At 71.0% G+C, this 23,599-nt stretch carries 16 protein-coding genes; 7 read left to right on the top strand and 9 right to left on the bottom strand.

The window, feature by feature from the left end; genetic code table 11:
* Nucleotides 1-38: 38 nt before the first annotated feature.
* The 5 genes from OHU35_RS07270 to OHU35_RS07250 form a co-directional block, all read right to left on the bottom strand.
* Entirely contained in the window at nt 39-1,505 is a 1,467-nt protein-coding gene (locus tag OHU35_RS07270; protein ID WP_189726356.1) for an aldehyde dehydrogenase family protein, read from the bottom strand.
* On the bottom strand, nt 1,486-2,628 hold the full coding sequence (locus OHU35_RS07265) for an aromatic ring-hydroxylating dioxygenase subunit alpha (RefSeq protein WP_405505042.1): 1,143 nt from the start codon (nt 2,626-2,628) through the stop codon (nt 1,486-1,488). Before OHU35_RS07265 ends, OHU35_RS07270 begins: the two co-directional genes overlap by 20 nt.
* 96 nt (nt 2,629-2,724) lie before the next feature.
* Nucleotides 2,725-5,175, bottom strand: a complete 2,451-nt coding sequence (locus OHU35_RS07260) for an FAD-dependent oxidoreductase (RefSeq protein WP_189726354.1) — start codon at nt 5,173-5,175, stop codon at nt 2,725-2,727.
* 138 nt (nt 5,176-5,313) lie between these two features.
* Nucleotides 5,314-6,399 carry an S-(hydroxymethyl)mycothiol dehydrogenase gene (locus OHU35_RS07255; protein WP_189726353.1) on the bottom strand — a complete coding sequence of 362 codons (1,086 nt, stop codon included), beginning with the start codon at nt 6,397-6,399 and terminating at the stop codon, nt 5,314-5,316.
* A gap of 216 nt (nt 6,400-6,615) precedes the next feature.
* Complete coding sequence (locus OHU35_RS07250) at nt 6,616-7,458, bottom strand: IclR family transcriptional regulator (protein ID WP_189726352.1); 843 nt, start codon at nt 7,456-7,458, stop codon at nt 6,616-6,618.
* A gap of 314 nt (nt 7,459-7,772) precedes the next feature.
* On the opposite strand from OHU35_RS07250, the gene OHU35_RS07245 reads away from it, so the two are divergent.
* Together OHU35_RS07245 and OHU35_RS07240 are read left to right on the top strand one after the other, a co-directional pair.
* The gene (locus OHU35_RS07245) at nt 7,773-8,096 is read left to right on the top strand and encodes a bifunctional 3-phenylpropionate/cinnamic acid dioxygenase ferredoxin subunit (protein WP_184597050.1); all 324 of its coding nucleotides are present in this window, start codon (nt 7,773-7,775) and stop codon (nt 8,094-8,096) included.
* A gap of 199 nt (nt 8,097-8,295) precedes the next feature.
* Nucleotides 8,296-9,486: an FAD-dependent oxidoreductase gene (locus OHU35_RS07240; protein ID WP_359896545.1), complete on the top strand. Its 1,191-nt coding sequence runs from the start codon at nt 8,296-8,298 to the stop codon at nt 9,484-9,486.
* A gap of 78 nt (nt 9,487-9,564) precedes the next feature.
* On the opposite strand, the gene OHU35_RS07235 is transcribed toward OHU35_RS07240, so the two are convergent.
* Entirely contained in the window at nt 9,565-10,128 is a 564-nt protein-coding gene (locus OHU35_RS07235) for a hypothetical protein (protein ID WP_359896576.1), read from the bottom strand.
* A gap of 420 nt (nt 10,129-10,548) precedes the next feature.
* Here OHU35_RS07235 and OHU35_RS07230 point away from each other — a divergent pair, with 420 nt between their 5' ends.
* From OHU35_RS07230 to OHU35_RS07210, 5 genes are read left to right on the top strand one after another with little or no spacing between them, the layout of a single operon-like run.
* Nucleotides 10,549-13,572, top strand: a complete 3,024-nt coding sequence (locus OHU35_RS07230; protein ID WP_189726349.1) for a nitrate- and nitrite sensing domain-containing protein — start codon at nt 10,549-10,551, stop codon at nt 13,570-13,572.
* Nucleotides 13,569-14,003: a roadblock/LC7 domain-containing protein gene (locus tag OHU35_RS07225; RefSeq protein WP_030247150.1), complete on the top strand. Its 435-nt coding sequence runs from the start codon at nt 13,569-13,571 to the stop codon at nt 14,001-14,003. The genes OHU35_RS07230 and OHU35_RS07225 overlap by 4 nt, the downstream gene beginning before the upstream one ends.
* A gap of 9 nt (nt 14,004-14,012) precedes the next feature.
* The gene (locus OHU35_RS07220) at nt 14,013-14,408 is read left to right on the top strand and encodes a DUF742 domain-containing protein (RefSeq protein ID WP_189726348.1); all 396 of its coding nucleotides are present in this window, start codon (nt 14,013-14,015) and stop codon (nt 14,406-14,408) included.
* 24 nt (nt 14,409-14,432) lie between these two features.
* Nucleotides 14,433-18,083 carry a hydantoinase B/oxoprolinase family protein gene (locus tag OHU35_RS07215; protein WP_189726347.1) on the top strand — a complete coding sequence of 1,217 codons (3,651 nt, stop codon included), beginning with the start codon at nt 14,433-14,435 and terminating at the stop codon, nt 18,081-18,083.
* On the top strand, nt 18,064-18,669 hold the full coding sequence (locus OHU35_RS07210; RefSeq protein WP_189726346.1) for an ATP/GTP-binding protein: 606 nt from the start codon (nt 18,064-18,066) through the stop codon (nt 18,667-18,669). The genes OHU35_RS07215 and OHU35_RS07210 overlap by 20 nt, the downstream gene beginning before the upstream one ends.
* A gap of 87 nt (nt 18,670-18,756) precedes the next feature.
* Here the strand turns inward: OHU35_RS07210 and glpK are convergent, their stop codons facing one another.
* The 3 genes from glpK to OHU35_RS07195 all read right to left on the bottom strand — a co-directional run bounded on the left by glpK (nt 18,757) and on the right by OHU35_RS07195 (nt 23,463).
* Nucleotides 18,757-20,277 (bottom strand): glycerol kinase GlpK, encoded by a 1,521-nt coding sequence (gene glpK, locus OHU35_RS07205; RefSeq protein WP_189726345.1) that lies wholly within the window; start codon nt 20,275-20,277, stop codon nt 18,757-18,759.
* Between the two features lie 19 nt (nt 20,278-20,296).
* Nucleotides 20,297-21,091: an MIP/aquaporin family protein gene (locus tag OHU35_RS07200; RefSeq protein WP_189726344.1), complete on the bottom strand. Its 795-nt coding sequence runs from the start codon at nt 21,089-21,091 to the stop codon at nt 20,297-20,299.
* A 719-nt stretch (nt 21,092-21,810) separates the two neighbouring features.
* A complete protein-coding gene (locus OHU35_RS07195; RefSeq protein WP_405505041.1) occupies nt 21,811-23,463 on the bottom strand; it encodes an EAL domain-containing protein in 1,653 nt (550 codons plus the stop codon).
* Nucleotides 23,464-23,599 lie beyond the last annotated feature (136 nt).

The following is a 23,599-nucleotide window of genomic DNA, read 5'->3' as shown; positions in this document are numbered from 1 at the left end:
GGCGGTTCCTCAATGGGTGTTCCTCGGGGCGGATTCGATCATTCGAACCAACCCTGGGGTGTGGGACGGGTGTTGCGCCATATGTGCTTCGTCTCGCGATACTCGGCGAGCCCCGCGGGCCCGAGTTCGCGTCCGAAGCCGGACTGCTTGAAACCGCCCCATTCCGCCTGCGGAACGTAGGGGTGGAAGTCGTTGATCCAGACCGTTCCGAGGCGCAGCCGCTCCGCGACCCGCGCCGCCCGGGCCTCGTCGCTCGTCCACACGGCGCCCGCGAGACCGTAGATCGTGTCGTTGGCGAGACGTACGGCCTCCTCCTCGCCCGTGAACCGCTCGACGGTGAGGACGGGACCGAAGGACTCCTCCTGGACCACGGACATGCCCGAGGCGCACTCGTCCAGCACGGTGGGCGGGTAGTAGAAGCCGCCGGCCAGGTCCTCCCGGTCCGGGCGCGAGCCGCCGCACCGCAGCACCGCACCCTCCGCCACGCCCCTCGCCACGTAGGCCTCGACCTTGGCCCGGTGCGCGGCCGAGATCAGCGGCCCGGTCCGGGCCCGCTCGTCGAACGGCCCGCCCAGCCGGATCTCCCGCGCCCGTCGTACGACCTCGTCCACGAAGCGGTCGTGCAGGGAGTCCTCGACGAGCAGCCGCGTGCCGGCCGAGCACACCTGACCCGAGTGCAGGAACACGGCCGTCAGCGCCATGTCGACGGCGGCCTCGAAGCCGGCGTCGGCGAAGACGATGTTCGGGTTCTTGCCGCCGAGTTCGAGGGCCACCTTCTTCACCGTCCCGGCGGCGGCGGCCATCAGCCGGCGGCCGGTCTCCAGGCCGCCCGTGAAGGAGACGAGGTCCACGTCCGGATGGTCGCCGAGCGGGGCGCCCGCTTCCGGGCCCGCTCCGAGGACCAGATTGGCGGCGCCCGGCGGAAGCCCGGCCTCCGCCAGCAGCCGCACCAGGTGGATCGCGGTGTGCGGAGTCAGCTCGCTCGGCTTGAGCACGAAGGTGTTCCCGGCCGCGAGAGCCGGGGCGACCTTCCACGCCGTCTGCAGGAGCGGATAGTTCCAGGGCGTGATCAGCCCGCACACGCCGACCGGCTCGTGCACCACCCGGCTGTCGACGTCCGCCCTGCCCGTGTCGACGACCCGCCCGGACTCGCTCGCCACCAGCCGCCCGAAGTAGCGGAAGCAGTTCGCGACGTCGTCGATGTCGTACTCGCTCTCCACGAGCCGCTTGCCCGTGTCCAGGGACTCCGCGCGGGCGAGGGCCGCCTTGCCCCGTGCGAGGAGGTCCGCGACGCGCAGCAGCAGGTCGCCGCGTTCGTGCGCCGGGGTCCGCGGCCAGCGCCCCTCGTCGAAGGCCCGGCGGGCCGCGGCGATCGCCTCCACCGTGTCCTTGCCGCCGGCCTCGTCCACGACCCCGACCAGGGAACCGTCGGCCGGGCAGCGGATCTCACGGGTGCGCTCGTCGAGGGCGCCCCGCCACTCACCGTCAATGAACAGGTCCGGCATGCGCGCCTCCCAGCCGTTCGACGAGCCACTCGTGGAAGATCCCGATGTGGTGCTCGTTGGGCACGAGTACACCTCCTTTTCGGTACGCCCGGGAAGCCATCGCCGGCTGCGTTCGTTCACAGGCCTCAAAATCTTGGAGGTTCACCCGATGGAAGAGCTCCACGGACCTCGACACGTCCGCCCCTGACTCCACCACGTCGGGCGCGTACAGCCAGTCACACTCGACGACCGTGCGGTCCTCGGCGAGCGGGAACATGCGGTGCAGGATGACGTGGTCCGGGACGAGGTTCACGAAGACCGCCGGCTTGATCGTGATGGCGTAGTAGCGGCGGTCCTGGTCGGCGCCCACGGCCGGAAGCCTGCCGAAGCCCTCGCTGCCGTCGACGGTGAAGCCCTTGACCTCGTCGCCGAACTCGGCGCCGTGGCCCACGTAGTACTGGGCGGCGTACCCGTCGGCGAACTCCGGCAGCACCTCGGTCAGTTCGGGGTGGATCGTCGCACAGTGGTAGCACTCCATGAAGTTCTCGACGATCAGCTTCCAGTTCGCCTTCACGTCATAGGTGATGCGTTTGCCGAGCGCGAGGTTCTCCGTGCCGTAGTGCTCGATCGCCGCGACGTCACTGAGCCGCTCGACGGCCGCCTGCACGACCGTCTCCTCGAAGGAGGGCGGTTCGTCCACCAGGCACACCCAGGCGTAGCCGAGCCACTCACGCAGAGCGACATTGATCAACCCGTACGCGACACGATCGACGTCCGGCATCTTGATCAAGTTGGGTGCGGCGATCAACTTGCCGTCGAGGTCGTACGTCCAGGCGTGGTACGGGCACTGGAGCGTGCGGCGGTTCTCGCCCGACTCCTCCGTGCACAGGCGCGCCCCGCGGTGGCGGCAGACGTTGAGGAAGGCGCGCAGTTCGCCCTTGCGGGTACGGGTGATGATGACGCTCTCGCGGCCGACCTGGACGGTGCGGAAGGCGCCGGGCCGGTCCAGGTCGGAGCTGCGGACCGCGCAGAACCACATCGACTCGAAGATGTGCTCCTGCTCCTGTCGGAAGACGTCCGGGTCGGTGTAGTAGCGCCCGGGGAGGGTGGTGATCAGGCTCGGGGTGATCGGGGTCGTCGTCACGTGCGTGCTCCTCGGACGGGCGCGGCGGCGAGGCGGGAGAGGGAGACGGGGGTGGTGGTGGCGATCGCGTCGTGACTGGGGGACAAGGCATGCCTCCTAGCGGCGGATGCGCGTCATCTTCGGGTCGAACAGCGGCTCGTCGGCGACCGTGGCGGGCACCTTCTCGCCGAAGTACTCGATGTGCACGCCCGTCCCCGTGGCGAGAGGGGCGGGCAGCCAGGCGTACGCGACGCAGCGGCCGAGTGTGTAGCCGTACGACGCGCTGGTGACGTAGCCGGCGGGAGCACCGTCGACGTACACGGGCTCCTTGCCGAGGACGACGGCGGCGGGGTCGTCGAGGAGGAGGGGGGTGAGGCGGCGGCCGGGCTCGCCGGCCTCGGCCAGCGCGGCCCTGCCGACGAAGTCCTCCTTGTCCATACGGACCGCGAAGCCGACGCCCGCCTCGAACGGATCGTGCTCGTCGGTCATGTCGACGCCCCAGGCCCGATAGCCCTTCTCCAGGCGCAGCGAGTTGAAGGCCGAGCGGCCCGCCGCGACCACGCCGAGGTCCCGGCCGGCCTCCCACAGCGTGTCCCAGAGCCGGAGCCCCAGGTCGGCGGTGGTGTACAGCTCCCAGCCGAGCTCGCCGACGTAACTCAGCCGCATGGCGGTCACCGGGACATGCCCGATGTACGTCTCCCTCGCGCGGAAGTAGCCGAAGGCCTCGTGCGAGAAGTCGTCGGGGGTGAGCGGCTGGACGAGATCACGGGCGAGCGGGCCCCACACACCGACGCAGCAGGTGCCGGAGGTGATGTCCCGGATGTGGACGTCCGCGGGCGCGTGGCGCAGCAGCCGGTCCAGGTCGGCGGGGGAGTTGGCGCCGACCTGGAAGCGGTCGGGGGCGAGGCGCGCCACGGTCAGGTCGGAGCGGATGCCGCCCGTCTCGTCGAGGAGGAGGGTGTAGGTGACCGCGCCGGGCTTCTTGCGGAGGTTGTTGCTGGTCATACGGTCCAGGAAGCCGAGGGCTCCGGGACCGGTGACCTCGAGGCGGCGCAGGGGCGTCATGTCGTAGAGGGCGACGCCCTCGCGCGTCGCCCTGGCCTCGGCCGCCGCGATGGGAGACCAGTGGCGGGCCGACCAGGCGTCGCGCTCGGGGAGGGGCCCGAGGGCGTCCACGAGCGGGGCGTTCGCCTCGTACCAGTGCGGCCGTTCCCAGCCGCCGCCCTCCAGGAAGTACGCGCCGAGCCGCTGCTGACGGGCGTGGAAGGGGCTGACCCGCAGCGGCCGGGGCCGCTCCATCGGCTGCAGCGGATGGATGACGTCGTACACCTCGACGAACTGCTGCGAACCCCGGTCACGGACGTACGACGGTGAACGCTGCGCCTCCTCGAAGCGCGTGAGGTCGCACTCGTGCAGGTCGATCGACGGCCGCCCGTCCACCATCCACTCGGCGACGGCCTTGGCGACACCGGCCGAGTGCGTGACCCAGACGGCCTCGGCCAGCCAGAAGCCGCGCAGCGTCCGGGACTCGCCGAGGACCGGCATGCCGTCCGGGGTGAAGGAGAAGACGCCGTTGAAGCCCGCCTCGATCTCGGTGTCGCGCAGGGCGGGCATGAGGCGGTGGCAGTCGGCCCAGCTGGGGGCCCAGTCCTCCTCCGTGAAGGGATAGGAGGACGGCATGTCCATGTGCCGGGCGCGGGCCTCGTCGTAGGGCAGGACCGCGAAGGGGTCGACGGGCAGGGGCCGGTGGGCGTAGGAGCCGATGCCGATCCGGTCGGTGTGCTCACGGAAGTAGAGGTCGCGGTCCTGGAAGCGGAGGATCGGCTTCGAGGCCTCCGCGGTGGCACCGTTCAGCTCGGGGAGGGGCCTGGTCCTCGCGTACTGGTGGGCGAGCGGCTGCAGAGGGACGTCGACCCCGGCCATACGGCCGATGACCGGGCCCCAGAAACCGGCCGCCGAGACGACGTGGTCGGCCGGGAAGGTGCCCCGGTCGGTGACGACTTCGGTGACCCTGCCGTTCTGCCGCTCGATGCCGGTGACCGTGTGCCGGTCCAGGAAGCGGGCGCCCCGCTCGGTGGCCCGTGCCATCTGGGCGCGGGCGGCGAGCAGGGCGCGGGCCAGGCCGTCGTCCGGGGTGTGGAACCCGCCGAGGACCACCGACTCGTCGATCAGGGGCCACAGTTCCTTGCAGCGCGCGGCGCCGACGATCTCGCCGCGCACGCCCCAGGCGGCGGCGTAACCGGCCCTGCGGTGCAGCTCGGCGAGGCGCTCGGGGGTGGTGGCCAGTTCCAGGCCGCCGACCTGGTTGAAGCAGGAGACGCCGTCGACGTCGAGCGAGGTGAACTTCTCGACCGTGTACCGGGCGAGGGCGGTGAGGGTCTTCGAGGGGCTGGTCTGGAAGACGAGGCCGGGTGCGTGCGAGGTGGAGCCGCCCGGGGCGGGCAGGGGCCCCTGTTCGAGAACGGTGACGTCGGTCCAGCCGCGGGCGGTCAGCTCGTCGGCGAGGGAACAGCCGACGATGCCGGCACCGATGACGACCACGCGGGGGATTTTGGGTGTGCTGGACATGCCCCTCCTTGTCCTTGCCGGGATGGATGAACGCGCTGGGGGAATGGGGCGTCGGGTCTGCGGGGGTGTGCGTGCTGCGGGGAGCCGCGCGGAGTCCCGGGGCGTTTCAGGGAGCTGGTGCGCTTACCCGCGCCCTGCTCACAGGACCACCACCGAGCGCAGCACCTCACCCCGGTGCATCCTCGCGAACGCCTCCTCCACCTGGTCCAGCGCGATGGTCTCGCTGACGAAGGCGTTCAGGTCCAGCAGCCCGTACAGGTACTGGCCGACGAGGAACGGGAAGTCGCGGCTCGGCAGACAGTCGCCGTACCAGGACGACTTGATCGCGCCGCCCCGCGAGAACACGTCGATCAGCGGCAGCTCGACCTTCATCTCGGGGGAGGGCACGCCGACCTGGACCAGCAGGCCCGCGTGGTCGCGCATGTAGAAGGCCTGCGTGAACGTCTCCGGGCGGCCCACCGCGTCGATCGCGATGTCGACGCCGAAGCCGTCGGTGAGTTCCCGCACCGCCTCGACCGGGTCGGTGCCCCGGGAGTTGACGGTGTGGGTGGCGCCGAACTTCTCCGCCTGGTCGAGCTTCCGGTCGTCGATGTCCACGGCGATGACCTTCATGGCGCCGTTGAGGCAGGCGCCCGCGATCGCCGCGTTGCCGACGCCGCCGCAGCCGATCACGGCGACCGAGTCTCCCCGGCCGACCTTGCCGGTGTTGACGGCGGCGCCGTAGCCCGCCATCACCCCGCAGCCGATGAGCCCCGCGGCCTCCGGGCGCGCGGCCGGGTCGATCTTCACCGCCTGGCCCGCCGCGACCAGCGTCTTCTCGGCGAAGGCACCGATACCGAGGGCGTTGGTGAGCGGCGTGCCGTCCAGCAGGGTCATCGGCTGGGCGGCGTTGCGGGAGTCGAAGCAGTACCAGGGGCGGCCACGGCGACAGGAACGGCAACTGCCGCACGGAGCACGCCAGGCGAGCACCACATAGTCGCCGGGTTTGAGCTCGGTGACGCCCTCGCCGACCGCCTCGATCGTGCCGGCCGCCTCATGGCCGAGCAGGAACGGGAAGTCGTCCGTGATCGCGCCCTCCCGGTAGTGCAGATCCGTGTGGCACACCCCGCACGCCTGCACGGTGACCAGGACCTCTCCGGGTCCGGGATCGGGAACCACGATCGTCTGCACCTCGACGGGTGCGCCTTTCTTGACAGCGACTGCGGCACGGACCTCGTGTGGCACGACCACGCTCCTCTGCTGTTGCGCAATGCACGATGGGTTGCGCGATGGGGAACATAGTGGGAATCGCATCAAGGAGCCGTCAAGAGGTACGAGTCAAGCCTTGGAAAACGGAACGGGACGGTCGAAACACACCGGACACACAACAGCGCGGGACCAGGGATCTCACCTGGTCCCGCGCTGTGTTCCCTACGTCCCGGCCGACCGGCCCGGACTACGTCAGAAGCCGTATCCCATACGACGGGACAGTTCGGCCGCAGCCGCCTCCGTACGCTTCGCCAGCTCGGGCAGCCGCTCCTGGCTCAGCCGGTACACCGGCCCCGAGACACTGAGCGACGCGATGACCTTGCCGTCGTGCGAGCGGATGGGCGACGCCGCCGCCGCGAGGCCGATCTCCAGCTCCTCGACCGTGATCGCGTAGCCCTGCTGCACGACGGTGTCCAACTCGCCGCGCAGCATGGACGCGACCGTGACCGTGCGCTCCGTGAAGCGGTGCAGCGGGCGCGCCAGCAGGCCCTCGCGCAGGGTCGGCGGCATATGGGCGAACAGCACCTTGCCGCTGGACGTGGCGTGCAGCGGGGTGCGGCGGCCGAGCCAGTTCTGCGCGGTGACGGAGGCGGTGCCCCGGGCCTGCATGATGTTGACCGCCGCGTCGTCGTCCAGGACCGCGATGTTGACCGTCTCGCCCAGCTCATCGGCGAGTTCCCGGCACACCGGGACGCCCTCCTGGGAGACGTCCAGCCGCACTGCCGCCGCCCCCGCGAGGCGCAGTACGCCGGCTCCCAGGTAGTACTTGCCGCGGTCCTTCGCCTGGGCCACCAGGCCGCGGTTCTCCAGGACGCCGAGGAGCCGGAACGCCGTGGACTTGTGCACGTCCAGCTCGTCGGCGATCTCGGTGACGCCCGCCTCACCGTGCCGGGCGAGGATCTCCAGGACGCTCACGGCGCGATCCACCGACTGGACGGCACTCGCCGCGCCTCTGCCACCCGGCTTCGCCGTGCTCTCCGCGGGGTTCTCCGTCGGGTTCTCGTCGCGGTCGGACTGCTTCTGCGTGCGGGTCATGGCTGAACTCTCACCACCTGTCGGCCCTGTTTGGGCCGCATCTTCGGGAAACCCTTGACGCGACGGTCGCCCCGCCCGGATTCTGTTGCGTATAGCGCTTGCCAATGCGCCATGTGAAACATCATGTTACCGAAGCGTCCGGATCTCGGAAGGGGACGAGCTCCCGGCAGGGGGACTCGGTCCTGACGGCGCGACCGGACGACGGCACCAACACACCTCTCCGTGCCCGGACCCGCCCCGGTCCGTGGCACTCAATGAACTGCCTACAGTCTGGCCGAACGGTCCGGCCACGTCCCGGACCGAAAGGGGGGCCCGTGATTCCCGTCTGCCGCCTCGAAGACCTCCCCAAGGGCGAATCAGTCCGCATCGAGACGACACCGCCCGTCGCCGTGTTCCACACCGACGACGGTGACCTCTACGCCATCGACGACACCTGCACCCACCAGGACGCCTCCCTCTCCGAGGGCTGGCTGGAGGGCTGCCTGGTCGAATGCCCGCTGCACGCCGCCTCGTTCGACCTGCGCACGGGCCGCCCGACCTGCCTCCCGGCCCGTCGCGCCGTCCGCACCCACAGCGTCACCGTCGAAGACGGCCTCATCCACGTCCACCTCGCAGCGGAGGAGGGGACGGCCGCGTGAACGCGAAACGCGAAGGCGGCGCGAGCGGTGCGGCCCGCCCGCCGGCAGCAGGGAACAGGCTCCTCACCAGTGGCGGAGCCGACGCCCCGGACGCCGGCAGTGGGCCCGCAGAGGGCCGAGCCGGCAGTGCGGTTGCCGTGATCAGGCGTGCCGCGATCGATGAGGCGAGTGCGTGGGACGCCGCGAGGAGGCATGCCGCATGCGAACCGTGACCATCGTCGGCGCCTCCCTCTCCGGCCTGTACGCGGCCCGGGAACTGCGTGCCCAGGGCTACGACGGGCGTCTGGTGATCGTCGGCGACGAACCTCACCACCCCTACGACCGGCCACCCCTCTCCAAGGACTTCCTCACCGGCCGAGCCGACGAGACCCAACTCGCCCTCACCGACACCGAGGAGACCGCCGAACTCGGCGCCGAGTGGATCCTCGGCGTCCGTGCCCGCGCCCTCGACGCCCGCGGCCGCACCGTGCTGCTCGACGACGGCCGCACCGTGTCCACCGACGGTGTCGTCATCGCCACGGGCGCCTCGGCCCGCCGTCTCCCCGGCGACACCCTCGCCGGCGTACACACGCTGCGCACCCTCGACGACGCCCGTGCCCTGCGCGAGGAACTCACCCGTGGCCCGTGCCGCGTCGTCGTCATCGGCGGCGGCTTCATCGGCGCCGAGACCGCGTCCTCCTGTTCCTCCCTCGGCCACTCCGTCACCGTCGTCGAGGCCGCCCCGCTCCCACTGGTGCCCCAACTCGGCGCCGAGATGGCCGCCGTGTGCGCCGCACTGCACCACCGCGGCGGGGTGGATCTCGTCACCGGCACCGGAGTGACCGGACTGCGGGGCACCACCACCGTCACCGGCGTGGACCTCACCGACGGCCGCACCCTCCCCGCCGACATCGTGATCGTCGGAATCGGCGCCACCCCCAACACCGCCTGGCTGGTCGGTTCGGCCCTGGCCCTGCACGACGGCGTCCTGTGCGACGACGGCTGCGTGACGACCCTGCCCCAGGTGGTCGCCGTCGGCGACGTCGCCTGCGTCGGCGGCACCCGCGCCGAGCACTGGACGTCGGCCACCCAGCAGCCCAGAGCCGCCGTGACCAACCTGCTCGCCGGACGAACCGTCGAGACCGCGACCGCCGTGCCCTACTTCTGGTCCGATCAGTACGGCGCCCGCATCCAGTTCGCCGGGCGGCGCACGGACGGCGACACCGTCCGCATCACCGAGGGCGAGCTCTCCGACGGCGCACCGGCCGAGGGCGGCTTCCTCGCCCGGTACCAGCGGGACGGCCGGACGACCGCGGTGCTCGCCGTGGACCGCCCGCGCCCGTTCATGCGGGCGCGACGCGAACTCGCTCGGGACGCGGAGGAGGAGCGGGTGCAGTCCGCCGCAGGGTGAGGAGTACCGGCGAGGGCATCGGCCTGGCGTCCGCTCCAAGGTCCGGACGCCTCGCCAGGGTCACCCGGCCGTCACCCCTCACGAGTGGGACAACTGCCCGGCCCCGCCCCGCCGGCGTATCCGCTCCTGGGCCCGTACGGCCGCGCGTGCCTGCCGTCGGGACCGGCGCCGCTCGCGGCGCAGGGCCCGTGCCGTGCTGCTCGGCATGGACACCACGCCGTTGCGCTGGTTCCAGACCTGACGCGTCACCCACACGTCGAGGGCTCCCCAGGTGGCCGCGATCGTGCTGACCACGCTGCTGATCACCATGGGGAACGCCAGCCAGGACCCCGCCATCGTGCACAGGAAGGCCACCATCGCCTGGATCAGCGTCAAGGCTATGAGGAGCACCGCCCGCACGGCCGCCGTCCGTACCGGATCCGGCAACCGCCGTCGCCGGGCCGGCTCCTCGACCCACAGGGGCCGATTGTACTGCTGCTCGCGTCGGCCGCGGCCCACCTCGTGAGCCAGGGCCGCTCTTTCGTGAGCCCTGGTCATCGTCTCCTCAGCCGGAATGTCGCGATCAGTCGCCTCGCGATTCCGATACCCCGGCGCATGCGCCCCACCAGCCCCGGGCGTCCCGCGCCGCTCCGCCGTGCCCATCAACGTGTCACTCCCCACCGCCAGCAGACCGCTCGCTCGCATCCGAAGACCCGTGCTCCCCAGTGGCTGCCCGGCTTGCGCTGTTTTACGCCGCCCAGGTGCGGGATGCGGCTCCTGTGGCCGATTCCGCCCCCATCTCCCGTAGAGAAGGACGAACAACCCACCACGAAGATTCCCAAGAACCGAAAAATTTCAGCCAACCGCCCTGGCAGGTCAGGGCGATCGGCCGGCACGGCCGCCATCGGTTTCGGGGAGACAACTCCCGCAATGCCCGGACAACTCCCCATGCCTCGTGGCTGGCGCGGAAGTTCACCTTCCGGACCGGTCTTCGAGTTCCCTGTGGGTCGGTAGTAGGCTCGCGCCGTTTGTTGACGCACATGTGTACCCCCGGTAGGCCGGGGGCCCGAGCTGGGGGAGGCCATGCGCTTTCGCGGGAAGTCCATCCGCCGGAAGATCGTGGCGCTGCTTCTCGTGCCGCTGGTGTCCCTGAGCGCGATCTGGGCCTTCGCCACGGTGCTCACGGGGCGTGAGGCGGCCGACCTGTTCAATGTGTCGTCCGTGGTGGAGAAGATCGCCTACCCCATGGAGGACACCGTCCGTGTCCTCCAGGAGGAACGCCGCCAGACCCTCGTCTACCTTGCCGATCCCCGTGCCTCCGACGGGCTCGCAGCGCTCCGGCGCAGCCGGACCGCGACCGACAAGGCCGTCGGCAGCATCCGCGAGAACGCCCGGAATCCGGACGTGCGCGACGCGATGGGCGAGGACACCGACGAGCGGCTGACCGCGGTCCTGGACGCCTTCGAAGGCATCGAGTCGCTGCGCAGCAGTGTCGAGGACGGCACAGTCAACCGTTCCCAGGCCCTCGACCTCTACAACCGGCTGGTCGACCCGTGCTACGTCCTCCTGGCCAACCTGCACGTGGTCGACAACGTCGAACTGGACAAGCAGTACCGCGCGCTGGTCAGTCTCGCCCGCGCCCGCGAACTCCTCTCCCGTGAGGACGCCCTCCTTGGTTCCGCCCTGATCGTCGGCGAGATCTCCCACTCCGAAGAGCGCGACATCTCCGACCTCGTGGCCCAGCGCACCCTGATGTACGACGCCAATCTGCCGCTGCTGCCCGTCGCGGAGCGCGACCGCTACGAGAGCTTCTGGAAGAACGCCTCCTCCGCTCCGCTGCGCGTGGCCGAGGAAGCGGCCGTCTCCTCCAGGTCCGGAGCTCCCCGCGGTGTCTCCGCGAAGAGCTGGGACAGCGCCGCCGGCAACGTGCTCGACGAACTCGGCACCCTCAACGACCAGGCCAACGACCGCTACCAGGACCGCGTCGACCCGGTGGCCATGGGCGTCATCGCCAAGGCCGTCATCGCCGGCGTACTCGGCCTGCTCGCGCTCCTGGTCTCGCTCTTCCTGTCCGTGCGCGTCGGCCGCACCCTCATCCGCGATCTGCGGCAGCTGCGTCTGGAGGCCCACGAGGCGTCCGGGGTGCGGCTGCCCAGCGTGATGCGCCGGCTCTCCGCTGGCGAGCAGGTCGACGTCGAGACCGAGGTCCCGCACCTGGAGTACGACAAGAACGAGATGGGCGAGGTCGGCCAGGCCCTCAACACCCTGCAGCGCGCAGCCGTCGAAGCCGCCGTCAAACAGGCCGAGCTGCGCGCCGGCGTCTCCGAGGTCTTCGTCAACCTCGCGCGCCGCAGCCAGGTCCTGCTCCACCGGCAGCTCACCCTGCTCGACGCCATGGAGCGCCGGACCGAGGACACCGAGGAACTCGCCGACCTGTTCCGCCTCGACCACCTGACCACCCGCATGCGCCGGCACGCCGAGGGCCTCGTGATCCTCTCCGGCGCCGCCCCCTCCCGTCAGTGGCGCAAGCCCGTCCAGCTCATGGACGTCGTACGCGCCGCCGTCGCCGAGGTCGAGGACTACGAACGCATCGAGGTCCGCCGCCTTCCGCGGATCGCCGTCACCGGCCCGGCCGTCGCCGACCTCACCCATCTCGTGGCCGAACTCCTGGAGAACGCCACGGTCTTCTCACCGCCGCACACCGCCGTCCAGGTTCTGGGGGAGCGGGTCGCCAACGGCTTCACCCTGGAGATCCACGACCGCGGCCTCGGAATGGCCGCCGAGGCGCTCCTGGACGCCAACCTCCGGCTCGCCGAGACGCCGGAGTTCGAGCTGTCCGACACCGACCGGCTCGGTCTGTTCGTGGTCAGCCGGCTCGCCCAGCGACAGAACGTCCGGGTCTCCCTGCAGCCCTCCCCGTACGGAGGCACGACCGCCGTCGTCTTCATCCCCGACGCGCTGCTGACGGACGACATTCCGGACACGAACGGCATCGGGTTCCGCCTCGACCGCCCCCAGCTGGCCACCGAGAGCGAGCCGCAGGACAGCCGCCGCGCCGCCCTGTCCCAGGCGCCCGCACAGCGTCCAGGCCTGCCTGCCTCCCTCCTGGACGGCCCGGTCGAGCTGGAGGCCCCGGTGGACCTGGACGCCCTCAGCGGCTTCCCCGGCTCCCTCGAGGACGAGAACAGCGGACACGGCGCCCTGTTTCGCCCCCGCCACTCCCTCACCCGCGCCCAGGACGAGACAGCCGGCCGCCCCGATCCGCAGCAGCAGAGCGACGCCCGCGGCGGACGGGACCGGACCGACACCGACGACGAGGTCGGCGCTCCGGCCGTTCCGCCCCGCCGCCACACCCCCAAGCTGGTCAGCTCGCACGGGCGCCCGGTCACCGAGCAGCGCTCTCGTCGAGGGAAGACCGACGAGGAGCCCACCACGGCCACCGGCCGAGCGGAATCGGGGGCCGCATCCTCGCTCCCCTCGCGTCGGCGGGGCGAGGAGTCCGCGAGCGGCCGTGCCGCGGGCCGGTCCGGGCCGGAGCCCGCGCTTCCGGTCCGGCGCCGCACCGAGGACTCCTCGGCCGGCACCCGGCGAGGCGAGGAGCAGACCGACGCACCGCCGCCACTGCCGGCACGGCGCCGGGGGACGGAGTCCGCTCGCCCGGCCATCGGCGCGGCCGGGCGGGACGCCGACCACACCGAATCCCCGGCCACGCCCGGCAGTGCCGTCGGCGACCGGTCGGAACCGCCCGCTCTGCCCAAGCGCACCCGCCGCGCGGAGATCGCATCCAGTGGCCCGGACGCACCCGACCACCGCTCCGCGCCCGCGCCGGAGAGCACCGGCGGGCCCACCCGCCACGAGACCGGCTCCGGCACCACGCCGCTGCCCCGGCGCGTTCGGCAGGCCAACCTGGCTCCGCAGCTGAAGCGGGGGACCGAGCCGCTCACGGAGGACAAGGCCGAGCCCGTCGAACGCGACGCCGAGGAAGTACGCAGCCGCATGGCCTCGCTCCAGCGCGGCTGGCAGCGCGGCCGTGATGAGAACGCCGCGGGCGATGCCGCCCACAGCGGCGCAGCACGACAAGGAACGACAGAGGGGGACGGTCGATGACCGCACCGAAGGCGACCGGCCACACTGCGACCATCAAGGGGGAGCTGAACTGGCTCCTCGACGACCTGGTGGACCGCGTCGCGAGCATCCGCAAGGCCCTCGTGCTCTCCGGCGACGGTTTGCCGACGGGGGTGTCCAGGGACCTGACCAGGGAGGACAGCGAGCATCTGGCTGCCGTGGCCTCCGGTTTCCACAGCCTTGCCAAGGGTGTGGGGCGCCACTTCGAGGCCGGCAATGTCCGCCAGACCGTCGTCGAGCTCGACGACGCCTTCCTGTTCGTGACCGCCGCCGGTGACGGCAGCTGCCTCGCCGTCCTCTCCGACGCCGACTCGGACGTCGGCCAGGTCGCCTACGAGATGACGCTCCTCGTGAAGCGGGTCGGTGTGCATCTGGGTGCCGCTCCGCGCACCGATCTGCCCGCAGGCGGGTAGTGGGATGACATGAGCGCTGACGGTCAGGGAAGAAGCCACTGGTTCGACGACGAAGCCGGACCGGTCGTCCGTCCGTACGCCATGACACGCGGCCGCACCAGCAGCCAGGGCCAGCACCGCCTGGACCTGATCGCGGTCGTGGTCACGGAACCGCACGCGGACGATCCGGAAGCCGACCACATGCTCTCCCCGGAGCATGTGGACATCGTCGAGCTGTGCCGTGACGTCCCGCAGTCGGTCGCCGAACTCGCAGCGGAACTCGACCTGCCGATCGGGGTGGTACGGGTCCTCGTCGGAGATCTCGTGGACTCGGAATTCGTCCATGTGAACCGGCCCGTACCCCCTGCCGAACTGCCGGACGAGAGTATTCTGCGCGACGTGATCAACGGCCTCCGGGCGCTGTGAGCAGCGCGGAAGCGGGGTACTGACGTGACAGGCTGGCAGTTCTGGGTCGACCGAGGCGGCACCTTCACGGACGTCGTCGCGCGACGCCCGGACGGCCGGCTGCTCACGCACAAGCTCCTGTCGGACAACCCGGCCCGCTACGCCGACGCGGCGGTCCAGGGCGTCCGCACCCTGCTGGCCGACTCCGGCGACCCCGTCGAGACCGTACGCATGGGGACCACGGTCGCCACCAACGCCCTCCTGGAGCGCAAGGGCGAGCGCACCCTGCTGGTCATCACCCGCGGCTTCCGCGACGCCCTGCGCATCGCCTACCAGAACCGCCCGGGCATCTTCGCGCGCCGCATCGAACTGCCCGAGCTGCTGTACGAACGAGTCGCCGAGGTCGACGAGCGCATCGCCGCCGACGGCACCGTCCTGCTCGCGCCCGGCCTCGACGCCCTCGCCGGGCCCCTCCAGGAGGCGTACGACGCCGGGATCCGGGCCGTGGCCGTGGTCTGCATGCACAGCCACCTCCACCCCGCCCACGAACAGGCCGTAGGGGAACTTGCCGCCCGCATCGGCTTCCCGCAGATCTCGCTCTCCAGCGAGGCCAGCCCTCTGATGAAACTCGTCCCCCGCGGGGACACCGCAGTCGTCGACGCCTATCTCTCGCCAGTGCTGCGCCGCTACGTCCAGCACGTCGCCGACGAACTCGAGGGCGTACGGCTGATGTTCATGCAGTCCAACGGCGGTCTCACCGAGGCCGGGCAGTTCCGCGGCAAGGACGCCATCCTGTCCGGGCCGGCCGGTGGCATCGTCGGCATGGCCCGGATGTCGCAGCTGGCCGGCTTCGACCGCGTCATCGGCTTCGACATGGGCGGCACCTCCACCGACGTCTCCCACTTCGCGGGGGAGTACGAACGCGTCTTCACCAGCCGGATCGGCGGCGTCCGGCTCCGCGCCCCCATGCTCGACATCCATACCGTGGCGGCCGGCGGGGGCTCGGTCCTGCACTTCGACGGCTCCCGCTACCGCGTAGGGCCGGACTCGGCGGGCGCGGACCCCGGGCCCGCCTGCTACCGGGGCGGCGGCCCGCTCGCCGTCACCGACGCCAACGTCGTCCTCGGCCGCATCCAGCCCGCCCACTTCCCGAAGGTGTTCGGCGCGAACGGCGACGAGCCCCTCGACGAAGCACTTGTCCGGGACCGCTTCACCGCCCTCGCGCGCGAGATCCGCGAGCAGACCGGCGACGACCGCACCCCCGAACAGGTCGCCGAGGGGTTCCTGCAGATCGCCGTCGCCAACATCGCGTCGGCCGTGAAGCGGATCTCCGTCCAGAAGGGCCACGACGTCACCCGTTACGCCCTCACCACGTTCGGCGGCGCCGGCGGCCAGCACGCCTGCATGGTCGCCGACTCCCTCGGTATCCGCACCGTCCTCGTGCCGCCCATGGCCGGTGTTCTCTCCGCACTCGGCATCGGCCTCGCCGACACCACCGCCATGCGCGAACAGTCCGTCGAGGCACCCCTGGAACCCGCCTCCATGCCCGGCGTCCGCAAGACCGCCGAAGACCTGGAAGCCGCGGCACGCGCCGAACTCCGCGCCGAGGACGTCCCCGAGGAACACATCGAGATCACCCGCCGCGCGCAGCTGCGCTACGACGGCACCGACACCACCCTCACCGTCGAACTGACCGAGCCCGGCACGATGCGGCACGCCTTCGAAGAACGTCATCGCGCCACGTACTCCTTCACGCTCGACCGACCGATCGTCGTCGAAGCCCTCTCCGTCGAAGCCACCGGCATCACAGAACCCCCCGATCTCTCCGCTCTGGCCCCTTACGAAGCCACCGCCGACGGCAGCCCCGCGACGCCGCAGACCGTCCGCCTCCACACGGGCGGCGTCTGGCGCGACGTACCCCTCCACCGCCGCGAGGGCCTTCCCCCCGGCGGCACCGTCACCGGCCCGGCGATCATCACCGAAGCCGGCGCGACGACCGTCGTCGACGACGGCTGGCAGGCCGCGGCGACCGACGACGGGCATCTGGTCATGGAACGCGCCGCGATTACACAGAGTTCCGATCTCGACACGAAAGTCGACCCGGTTCTGCTTGAGGTCTTCAACAACCTCTTCATGTCCATCGCCGAACAGATGGGCGCCCGCCTCGAGTCCACCGCCCAGTCCGTCAACATCAAAGAGCGCCTGGACTTCTCCTGCGCCCTCTTCGACCCGGACGGAAACCTGGTGGCCAACGCCCCACACATCCCCGTCCACCTGGGCTCGATGGGCACGAGCGTCAAGGAGGTCATCCGCCGGCGTGGCTCCCGCATGCGCCCGGGCGACACCTACGCCGTCAACGACCCGTACCACGGCGGCACCCACCTGCCCGACGTCACCGTGATCACCCCGGTCTTCGACACCCCACCGTCGAACGTCACGGAGAGTGACCCGGAGATCCTCTTCTACGTCGCCTCACGCGGCCACCACGCCGAGATCGGCGGCATCGCTCCCGGCTCCATGCCCGCCGACAGCCGCACCATCGAGGAGGAGGGCGTCCTCTTCGACAACTGGCTGCTCGCCGAGGACGGCCGCTTCCGCGAGGACGAGACCCTCCGCCTCCTCACCGAGGCGCCGTACCCCTCCCGCAACCCGAAGACCAACCTCGCCGACCTGCGCGCCCAGATCGCCGCCAACCAGAAGGGCGTCGACGAGGTCGGCCGCATGATCGAGGACTTCGGCCTCGACGTGGTCCAGGCCTACATGAGACATGTCCAGGACAACGCGGAAGAGGCCGTACGCCGCGTCATCGACGCCCTCGACGACGGTGACTACGCCTATGAGACCGACTCGGGCGCCGTCATCCGCGTACGCGTGCGCGTGGACCGCGAGAACCGCGCGGCCACCATCGACTTCACCGGCACGTCGGCGCAGCTGCCCACCAACTTCAACGCGCCCTTCTCGGTCGTCAACGCGGCCGTCCTGTACGTCTTCCGCACCCTCGTCGCCGACGAGATCCCTCTCAACGACGGCTGCCTGCGCCCCCTGAGCATCGTCGTACCGCCCGGCTCCCTGCTCGCCCCCGAGCCACCGGCCGCCGTCGTCGCCGGCAACGTGGAGACCTCCCAGGCCATCACCGGTGCCCTCTACGCCGCGCTCGGTGTCCAGGCCGAGGGCTCGGGGACCATGAACAACGTCACCTTCGGGAACGAGCGCCACCAGTACTACGAGACCGTCGCCTCGGGCTCCGGCGCGGGCGACGGCTTCCCCGGCGCACCTGTCGTCCAGACCCACATGACCAACTCACGCCTCACCGACCCCGAGGTGCTGGAGTGGCGGCTGCCCGTGCGCCTCGAGGAGTTCGCGGTCAGGCGCGGCAGTGGCGGCGCCGGCCGGTGGCGCGGCGGGGACGGCGCCGTGCGCCGCATCCGCTTCCTGGAGCCCATGACCGTCTCCACCCTGTCCCAGCACAGGCGTGTCGCCCCGTACGGCATGGCCGGCGGTGAGCCGGGCGCTCTCGGTGCCAATCGGGTGGAACACGCCGACGGCACCGTGACCGAACTAGGCGGCAGTGACTCCGCGGACGTCGTCACCGGCGATGTACTCGTCATCGAAACCCCCGGCGGCGGAGGCTATGGCCCGCCGTCGCCCGACCCCCATCAAGCAGGAGAAGAGATCGATGATCTTCGGGCGTTCTGAGCGCGGCAAGCCTCCGGTCGAGCCCGTCACGCTCAAGATCCTGGTGGCCGGCGGCTTCGGCGTGGGCAAGACCACGCTCGTCGGCGCGGTCAGCGAGATCAGGCCGCTGCGCACCGAGGAACTGCTCACCGAGGCCGGTCGCCCGATCGACGACACCAGCGGCGTGGAAGGCAAGAACACCACGACCGTGGCCATGGACTTCGGCCGCATCACCCTCCGCGAAGACCTGGTGCTGTACCTCTTCGGCACCCCCGGCCAGGAGCGGTTCTGGTTCATGTGGGACGAGCTCTCCGAAGGCGCGCTCGGTGCCGTCGTGCTCGCCGACACCCGCCGCCTGGAGGACTGCTTCGCCGCCGTCGACTACTTCGAACGGCGCTCGATCCCCTTCCTCGTCGGCGTCAACTGCTTCGAGGGCGCCCCGCGTTACCCGATCGAGGACGTCCGCCAGGCCCTCGACCTCGACGACGACGTACCGCTCCTGATGACCGACGCGCGCGACCGCGAGTCGGTGAAGGAGACACTCATCGGCGTCGTCCAGCACGCCATGGCACACGCGGCCGGCCAACGCCACACGGTGACCACCTGACGCGGGCCCGACCCACCGGTGCGGCCCGCACCCCCGCCGACCGGGGTACGGGCCGCAGTCCGGAAACAAGGCCCCACGCGCGCGTGGTCAGCTCTCGCCGTCCTCCTCCCAGCCGAAGCTCTTCTCCACGGCCTTGCGCCAGTTGTGGTACTCGCGGTCCCGCACCGACGCCTCCATCGACGGCGTCCACTCGACGTCCTTCTGCCAGTGCGCCTTGAGCTCGTCCAGGTCGTTCCACACCCCGGTGGCCAGACCGGCCGCGTACGCGGCGCCCAGACAGGTCGTCTCGGAGACCTTGGGCCGCACCACGGGGACATCGAGCACGTCCGCCTGGTGCTGCATGAGCAGGTTGTTCTTCGTCATGCCGCCGTCGACCTTCAGGGTGGTGATCTGCACCCCCGAGTCCTGGTACATGGCATCCACGACCTCGCGCGTCTGCCAGCTCGTCGCCTCCAGCACCGCACGCGCGAGGTGTGCCTTCGTGACGTACCGGGTGAGCCCGGTGATCACGCCACGCGCGTCGGAGCGCCAGTACGGCGCGAACAGGCCCGAGAACGCCGGCACGATGTACGAGCCGCCGTTGTCCTCCACGCTCGCCGCCAGGGGCTCGATCTCGTCGGCGGTCCGGATGATGCCGAGCTGGTCGCGGAACCACTGGACCAGCGCGCCCGTTATGGCTATCGACCCCTCCAGACAGTAGACCGGCGCCTCACTGCCGATCTTGTAGCCCATCGTCGTCAGCAGACCGCTCTTCGACGGCACCGGGCGGTTGCCGGTGTTGAGCAGCAGGAAGCTTCCCGTGCCGTACGTGTTCTTCGCCGTGCCCACGTCGTAGCAGGCCTGGCCGAACACGGCCGCCTGCTGGTCGCCCAGCGCGGAGGCCACGGGCACGCCGGCGAGCTGGCCGACAGCGGTGCCGTACGCCTCGGCGGAGGACCGGATCTCGGGCAGCATCGCTTCGGGGATGTTCATCGCGGAGAGGATCGAGGAGTCCCACTGGAGGGTCTCCAGGTTCATCAGCATGGTGCGGCCCGCGTTGGTCACGTCGGTGACGTGCTGCCCGCCGTCCGTGCCGCCGGTGAGGTTCCAGATCAGCCAGGAGTCCATCGTGCCGAAGGCGATCTCACCGCGTTCGGCACGCCCCCGCAGATCGGGCACGTTGTCGAGCAGCCAGGCGGCCTTGGGCCCGGAGAAGTAGGTGGCCAGCGGCAGCCCCGTCTGCTCGCGGAACCGGTCCTGCCCGTCCGAGCCGCCCAGCTGGTTGCACAGCGCCGCCGTTCGCGTGTCCTGCCACACGATGGCGTTGTGCACCGGCTTTCCCGTCGCGCGGTCCCACAGGAGGGTCGTCTCGCGCTGGTTGGTGATCCCGAGCGCGCTCAGCTGGTCGGCGCGCAGTCCGGCCTTGGCGATCGCCCCGGCCACCACTGCCTGCACCTTGGACCAGATCTCGGTGGCGTCGTGCTCCACCCATCCCGGTTTGGGAAAGATCTGGCGGTGTTCGCGCTGGTCCACGGCGACGATCGCGCCGTCCTGGTTGAAGACGATGCAGCGGCTCGATGTGGTGCCCTGGTCGATTGCGGCGACGTACTTTTCTGCGTTGTCCGTCATGGCTACCCCTTGGGCTGGTTCAGAAGGCTGCGTTGTAGATGACACCGCCGAGCAGTCCGCCGATCAGTGGGCCGACGACGGGGATCCACGAGTAACCCCAGTCGGAGGTGCCCTTGTTCGGGATCGGCAGGAAGGCGTGGATGATGCGCGGGCCGAGGTCACGTGCCGGGTTGATGGCGTAACCGGTCGGACCGCCCAGGGACAGGCCGATGCCGACAACCAGGAGGGACACCAGAAGGATCGCGATACCGGACCCGTAGATGCCGCCGCCGCCCGGGACCAGGCCGATGCCGATGCCCTCCACGTGCCTGTCCTGGCCGACCAGGGCGAGGATGGGCAACACCAGGGCGATGGTGGCGAGGATCTCGGTGACCAGGTTGGCGACCGGGTTCCGGATCTCCGGGATCGTGGAGAAGATGCCCAGCGTCGGAAGAGGTTCGTCCGCTGTGCCCTCCGTGGTGCCCGTCTGCCGCACGTTGGCCGCGAACTGGGCGTAGTACACGAGGTAGCACAGGACCGCACCGATCATGGCGCCGGTGATCTGGCCCAGCAGATAGACCCAGACCTTGCTCCACACGCCGGTGTCGACGGCGAGACCGAAGGTGACGGCCGGGTTGATGACCCCTCCGGAGAGGGGAGCGGCGGTGTACGCGCCGGCCAGTACGCCGAAGCCCCAGCCGAACGCGATCACGATCCACCCGGAGGCCCGTGCTTTCGAGAACCTGAGGGTGACGGCGGCACACACACCGGCGCCGAACAGGATCAGGATCGCCGTGCCGATCATCTCGCCGAAGAAGATATCTCCGTTAGTCATGGCGGCTCCTAGGCCGTGGCCCGGGACGGTCCCGCCCCGGTCCTCACGTGCAGGGTGCGTTTCCCATGGCGACTTCAGCCGAAGGCAGGGAGATACCGCGATCCCGTGCCCCGCCCGGCATCCGTGACGAGCGTGCCGTCGCAGCCGAATCGCCCGTGGAGGAATGGGCCTTGGCGCAGGCGCGCCCACGCGCCGCAGTGCCGGAATACGCCGATTATGTACGGCGATGTCGACTGACACCGGAAGTGTTCACCGGCACCCAAGGGGCGTCAAGGTCGCCGACCGCAACGGTTGACGGCCATGTGACGGCCGACCGGGCTCCTGCCGGGCCGGGTGGCCGGTTGCACGGCCTGACGGCGCTCGGTCGGGTCGTTGTTCAGATCTGGTCGGGGCCACCGCGCGGCTTGGATACCCGCGCGAGGCTCTGCTGGTGGTGTCCGGCCTCCGCTGAGCTCCGACTGTCGGCACTGGCCCAGCCGCACCTGACTCCTCGCTTGCTAGCCACCAGCATCCACCTGACCTGGCGGTTTCTCAACCGGACGAGTCACGGACGGCCTTAGGCCCGCTGCGGGGCCCTGACAGAGGCCGATCACCACCCCGCTCAGGCACCGTCGCGCGGCAGCGCCAGAGCCCCATGAGCGTCCGCACGGACCCCTCTCACAGCCCAGTACGTGCAGCAGTCCGTCTCTGCGTGGCTCGGGCACCCTGGCACGCCCCTCTCAAGCCCCACCCGGCTCCGCCACCCCACACCCCGCAGGTGCCGGTGCCGGCTCGGCGCCCCGGCGGGTCTCGTGTCCGGGCAGTCCCGCCCGGCCCAGCACCCAGCTCGCCCCGCGCAACGACTTCGCCGCCTTCTTCAGCGGTGCCAGGCAGGCCGCCGCCTGCCGGTGGTCCGTCACAGTGCCCGGCGCGCACAGCACCGTGGCGAGCGACAGCGTGACCGGCCGTCCCCCCGCCGACCAGGGGGCGTCCAGCACAGCGGCGGCCAGCGGATCGAGACCCTCCGGATCGGCGAGCACCAGGAAGTCGTCCCCACCGATGTGCCCCACGCGCGCGCTGTCCATCGCGGCCTGCTGCAGCGCCCGCCCGACCGCCCGGATCAGCTCGTCTCCCGCCGCGAAGCCGGCCCCGTCGTTGACCTGCTTGAAGTGATCGACATCCAGCCAGCTGAGCGCGAACGGCCGCCCGGCCGCGATCCGCCGGTCCACCTCACCGGTGATCGCGTCCGAGCCGGGCAGACGCGTCAGCGGATTGAGCCCCGCCGCTTCCTCCACTCGGGTTTCGGCCAGGGCTCGCACCAGGTCCGCGAGCCGTACGACCCCCACACACCGCCCGTACTCGTCCACGACGGCCACATCGTCCGACGTACGGTCCCGCCCGCCGACCGCCACCACGTCCAGGACCTCCCAGGCGGTGGCGTCGACGCCCACCGTCCGCGGCGGGTCGCCGAGCTTCGCCGCGGGCCGGTCGGCGTACAGGGCATGCCCGTAGCGCCCCGACATCGACAGCAGGAAGCGGGACCGGTGCACGGACCGGACCGGCACCCCCGCGGTGTCCACGAGCAGCACCCCTGACACGTCCGGCGACCCCGTCAGCAGGGCTCGCACCTGACCCGCGGACGCCGTGGCGGGCAGCAGCGCCGCGGGCCGCACGAACTCCCGCACCGACGGCCCGGATCGCGGCACGGCCATGTCGGCGGGGGAGCGGGGCGGGACGTAGACATCCGCGGCGGGCAGCCGCGCCGGTGGCGCGAACAGCTCGCCCTGTGCCAGCTGCGCCCCGGCCGCCAGCGCCGCCGCGCATTGGCCTTCGGTCTCCACGCCCTCGACCGCCAGGAGCGCCCCCAGTTCGTCGCACAGCGTCCGCATCGACCGCACCACGGCCGGCCGCGCCAGCAGCGACGCGTCCAGCTTCACCAGGCCGGGCGCGATGTCCGAGAGCAGCCGCAAGGGCACGTCCCCGTCCCCGACGCCGTCCGCGCAGATCCGGAAGCCCTGGCCGCGCAGCGCGGTCACCGCCTCCAGTAGTGCCTGCTGCGGCACGTGCGTGTACGGCGGACAGACGTCGATCGTCACCTCCCACGGCAGCCGTCCCGCCTCGCGCACGGCGGCGTGCAGTGAAGGGAGGCCGCCGAGGTCGGCGAGGGTGCCGGCGAACACGTTGACGAACAGCGGAAGCAGGGTCTCCTTGCGCACCGCCGCGCGGACCGCCGACACCGCCAGCCGGCAGTCGAGCTCGGGATCCCGGCGGGCCTCGGCCAGGATGTCGCCGGTCTCCGGGCGGGCGAGTATCTCCAGCCCCGCGACCGCGCCGGTCGTCAGATTGACCACCGGCTGGAAGGCGAAGCGGAGAGTATCCGTCCAGGAGTGCACGGCAGCATGATGACTCCACCGGCGCACGCCCAAGCGCAGTTCATGAGACGTTCACGCAGGATTCCGGCGTGGTCACACAGCGTATGACCAAGGCCTGCGGCGGCCGCACGACCAGCTCACCCGCGACGGCACCGCC

Origin of the sequence: Streptomyces purpurascens (assembly GCF_045040895.1) — a bacterium.
GTDB classification, from domain to species: domain Bacteria; phylum Actinomycetota; class Actinomycetes; order Streptomycetales; family Streptomycetaceae; genus Streptomyces; species Streptomyces purpurascens.
This window is presented reverse-complemented; position numbering and strand designations above follow the sequence as displayed.

What these genes read in the sequence shown, in the direction of transcription:
- OHU35_RS07270 (WP_189726356.1), bottom strand. Translation starts at nt 1,505, where the DNA reads ATGCCGGACCTGTTCATTGACGGTGAGTGGCGGGGCGCCCTCGACGAG.
- OHU35_RS07260 (WP_189726354.1), bottom strand. Translation starts at nt 5,175, where the DNA reads ATGTCCAGCACACCCAAAATCCCCCGCGTGGTCGTCATCGGTGCCGGC.
- OHU35_RS07250 (WP_189726352.1), bottom strand. Translation starts at nt 7,458, where the DNA reads ATGACCCGCACGCAGAAGCAGTCCGACCGCGACGAGAACCCGACGGAG.
- OHU35_RS07240 (WP_359896545.1), top strand. Translation starts at nt 8,296, where the DNA reads ATGCGAACCGTGACCATCGTCGGCGCCTCCCTCTCCGGCCTGTACGCG.
- OHU35_RS07235 (WP_359896576.1), bottom strand. Translation starts at nt 10,128, where the DNA reads ATGGGCACGGCGGAGCGGCGCGGGACGCCCGGGGCTGGTGGGGCGCAT.
- OHU35_RS07230 (WP_189726349.1), top strand. Translation starts at nt 10,549, where the DNA reads ATGCGCTTTCGCGGGAAGTCCATCCGCCGGAAGATCGTGGCGCTGCTT.
- OHU35_RS07225 (WP_030247150.1), top strand. Translation starts at nt 13,569, where the DNA reads ATGACCGCACCGAAGGCGACCGGCCACACTGCGACCATCAAGGGGGAG.
- OHU35_RS07220 (WP_189726348.1), top strand. Translation starts at nt 14,013, where the DNA reads ATGAGCGCTGACGGTCAGGGAAGAAGCCACTGGTTCGACGACGAAGCC.
- OHU35_RS07210 (WP_189726346.1), top strand. Translation starts at nt 18,064, where the DNA reads ATGATCTTCGGGCGTTCTGAGCGCGGCAAGCCTCCGGTCGAGCCCGTC.
- glpK (WP_189726345.1), bottom strand. Translation starts at nt 20,277, where the DNA reads ATGACGGACAACGCAGAAAAGTACGTCGCCGCAATCGACCAGGGCACC.
- OHU35_RS07200 (WP_189726344.1), bottom strand. Translation starts at nt 21,091, where the DNA reads ATGACTAACGGAGATATCTTCTTCGGCGAGATGATCGGCACGGCGATC.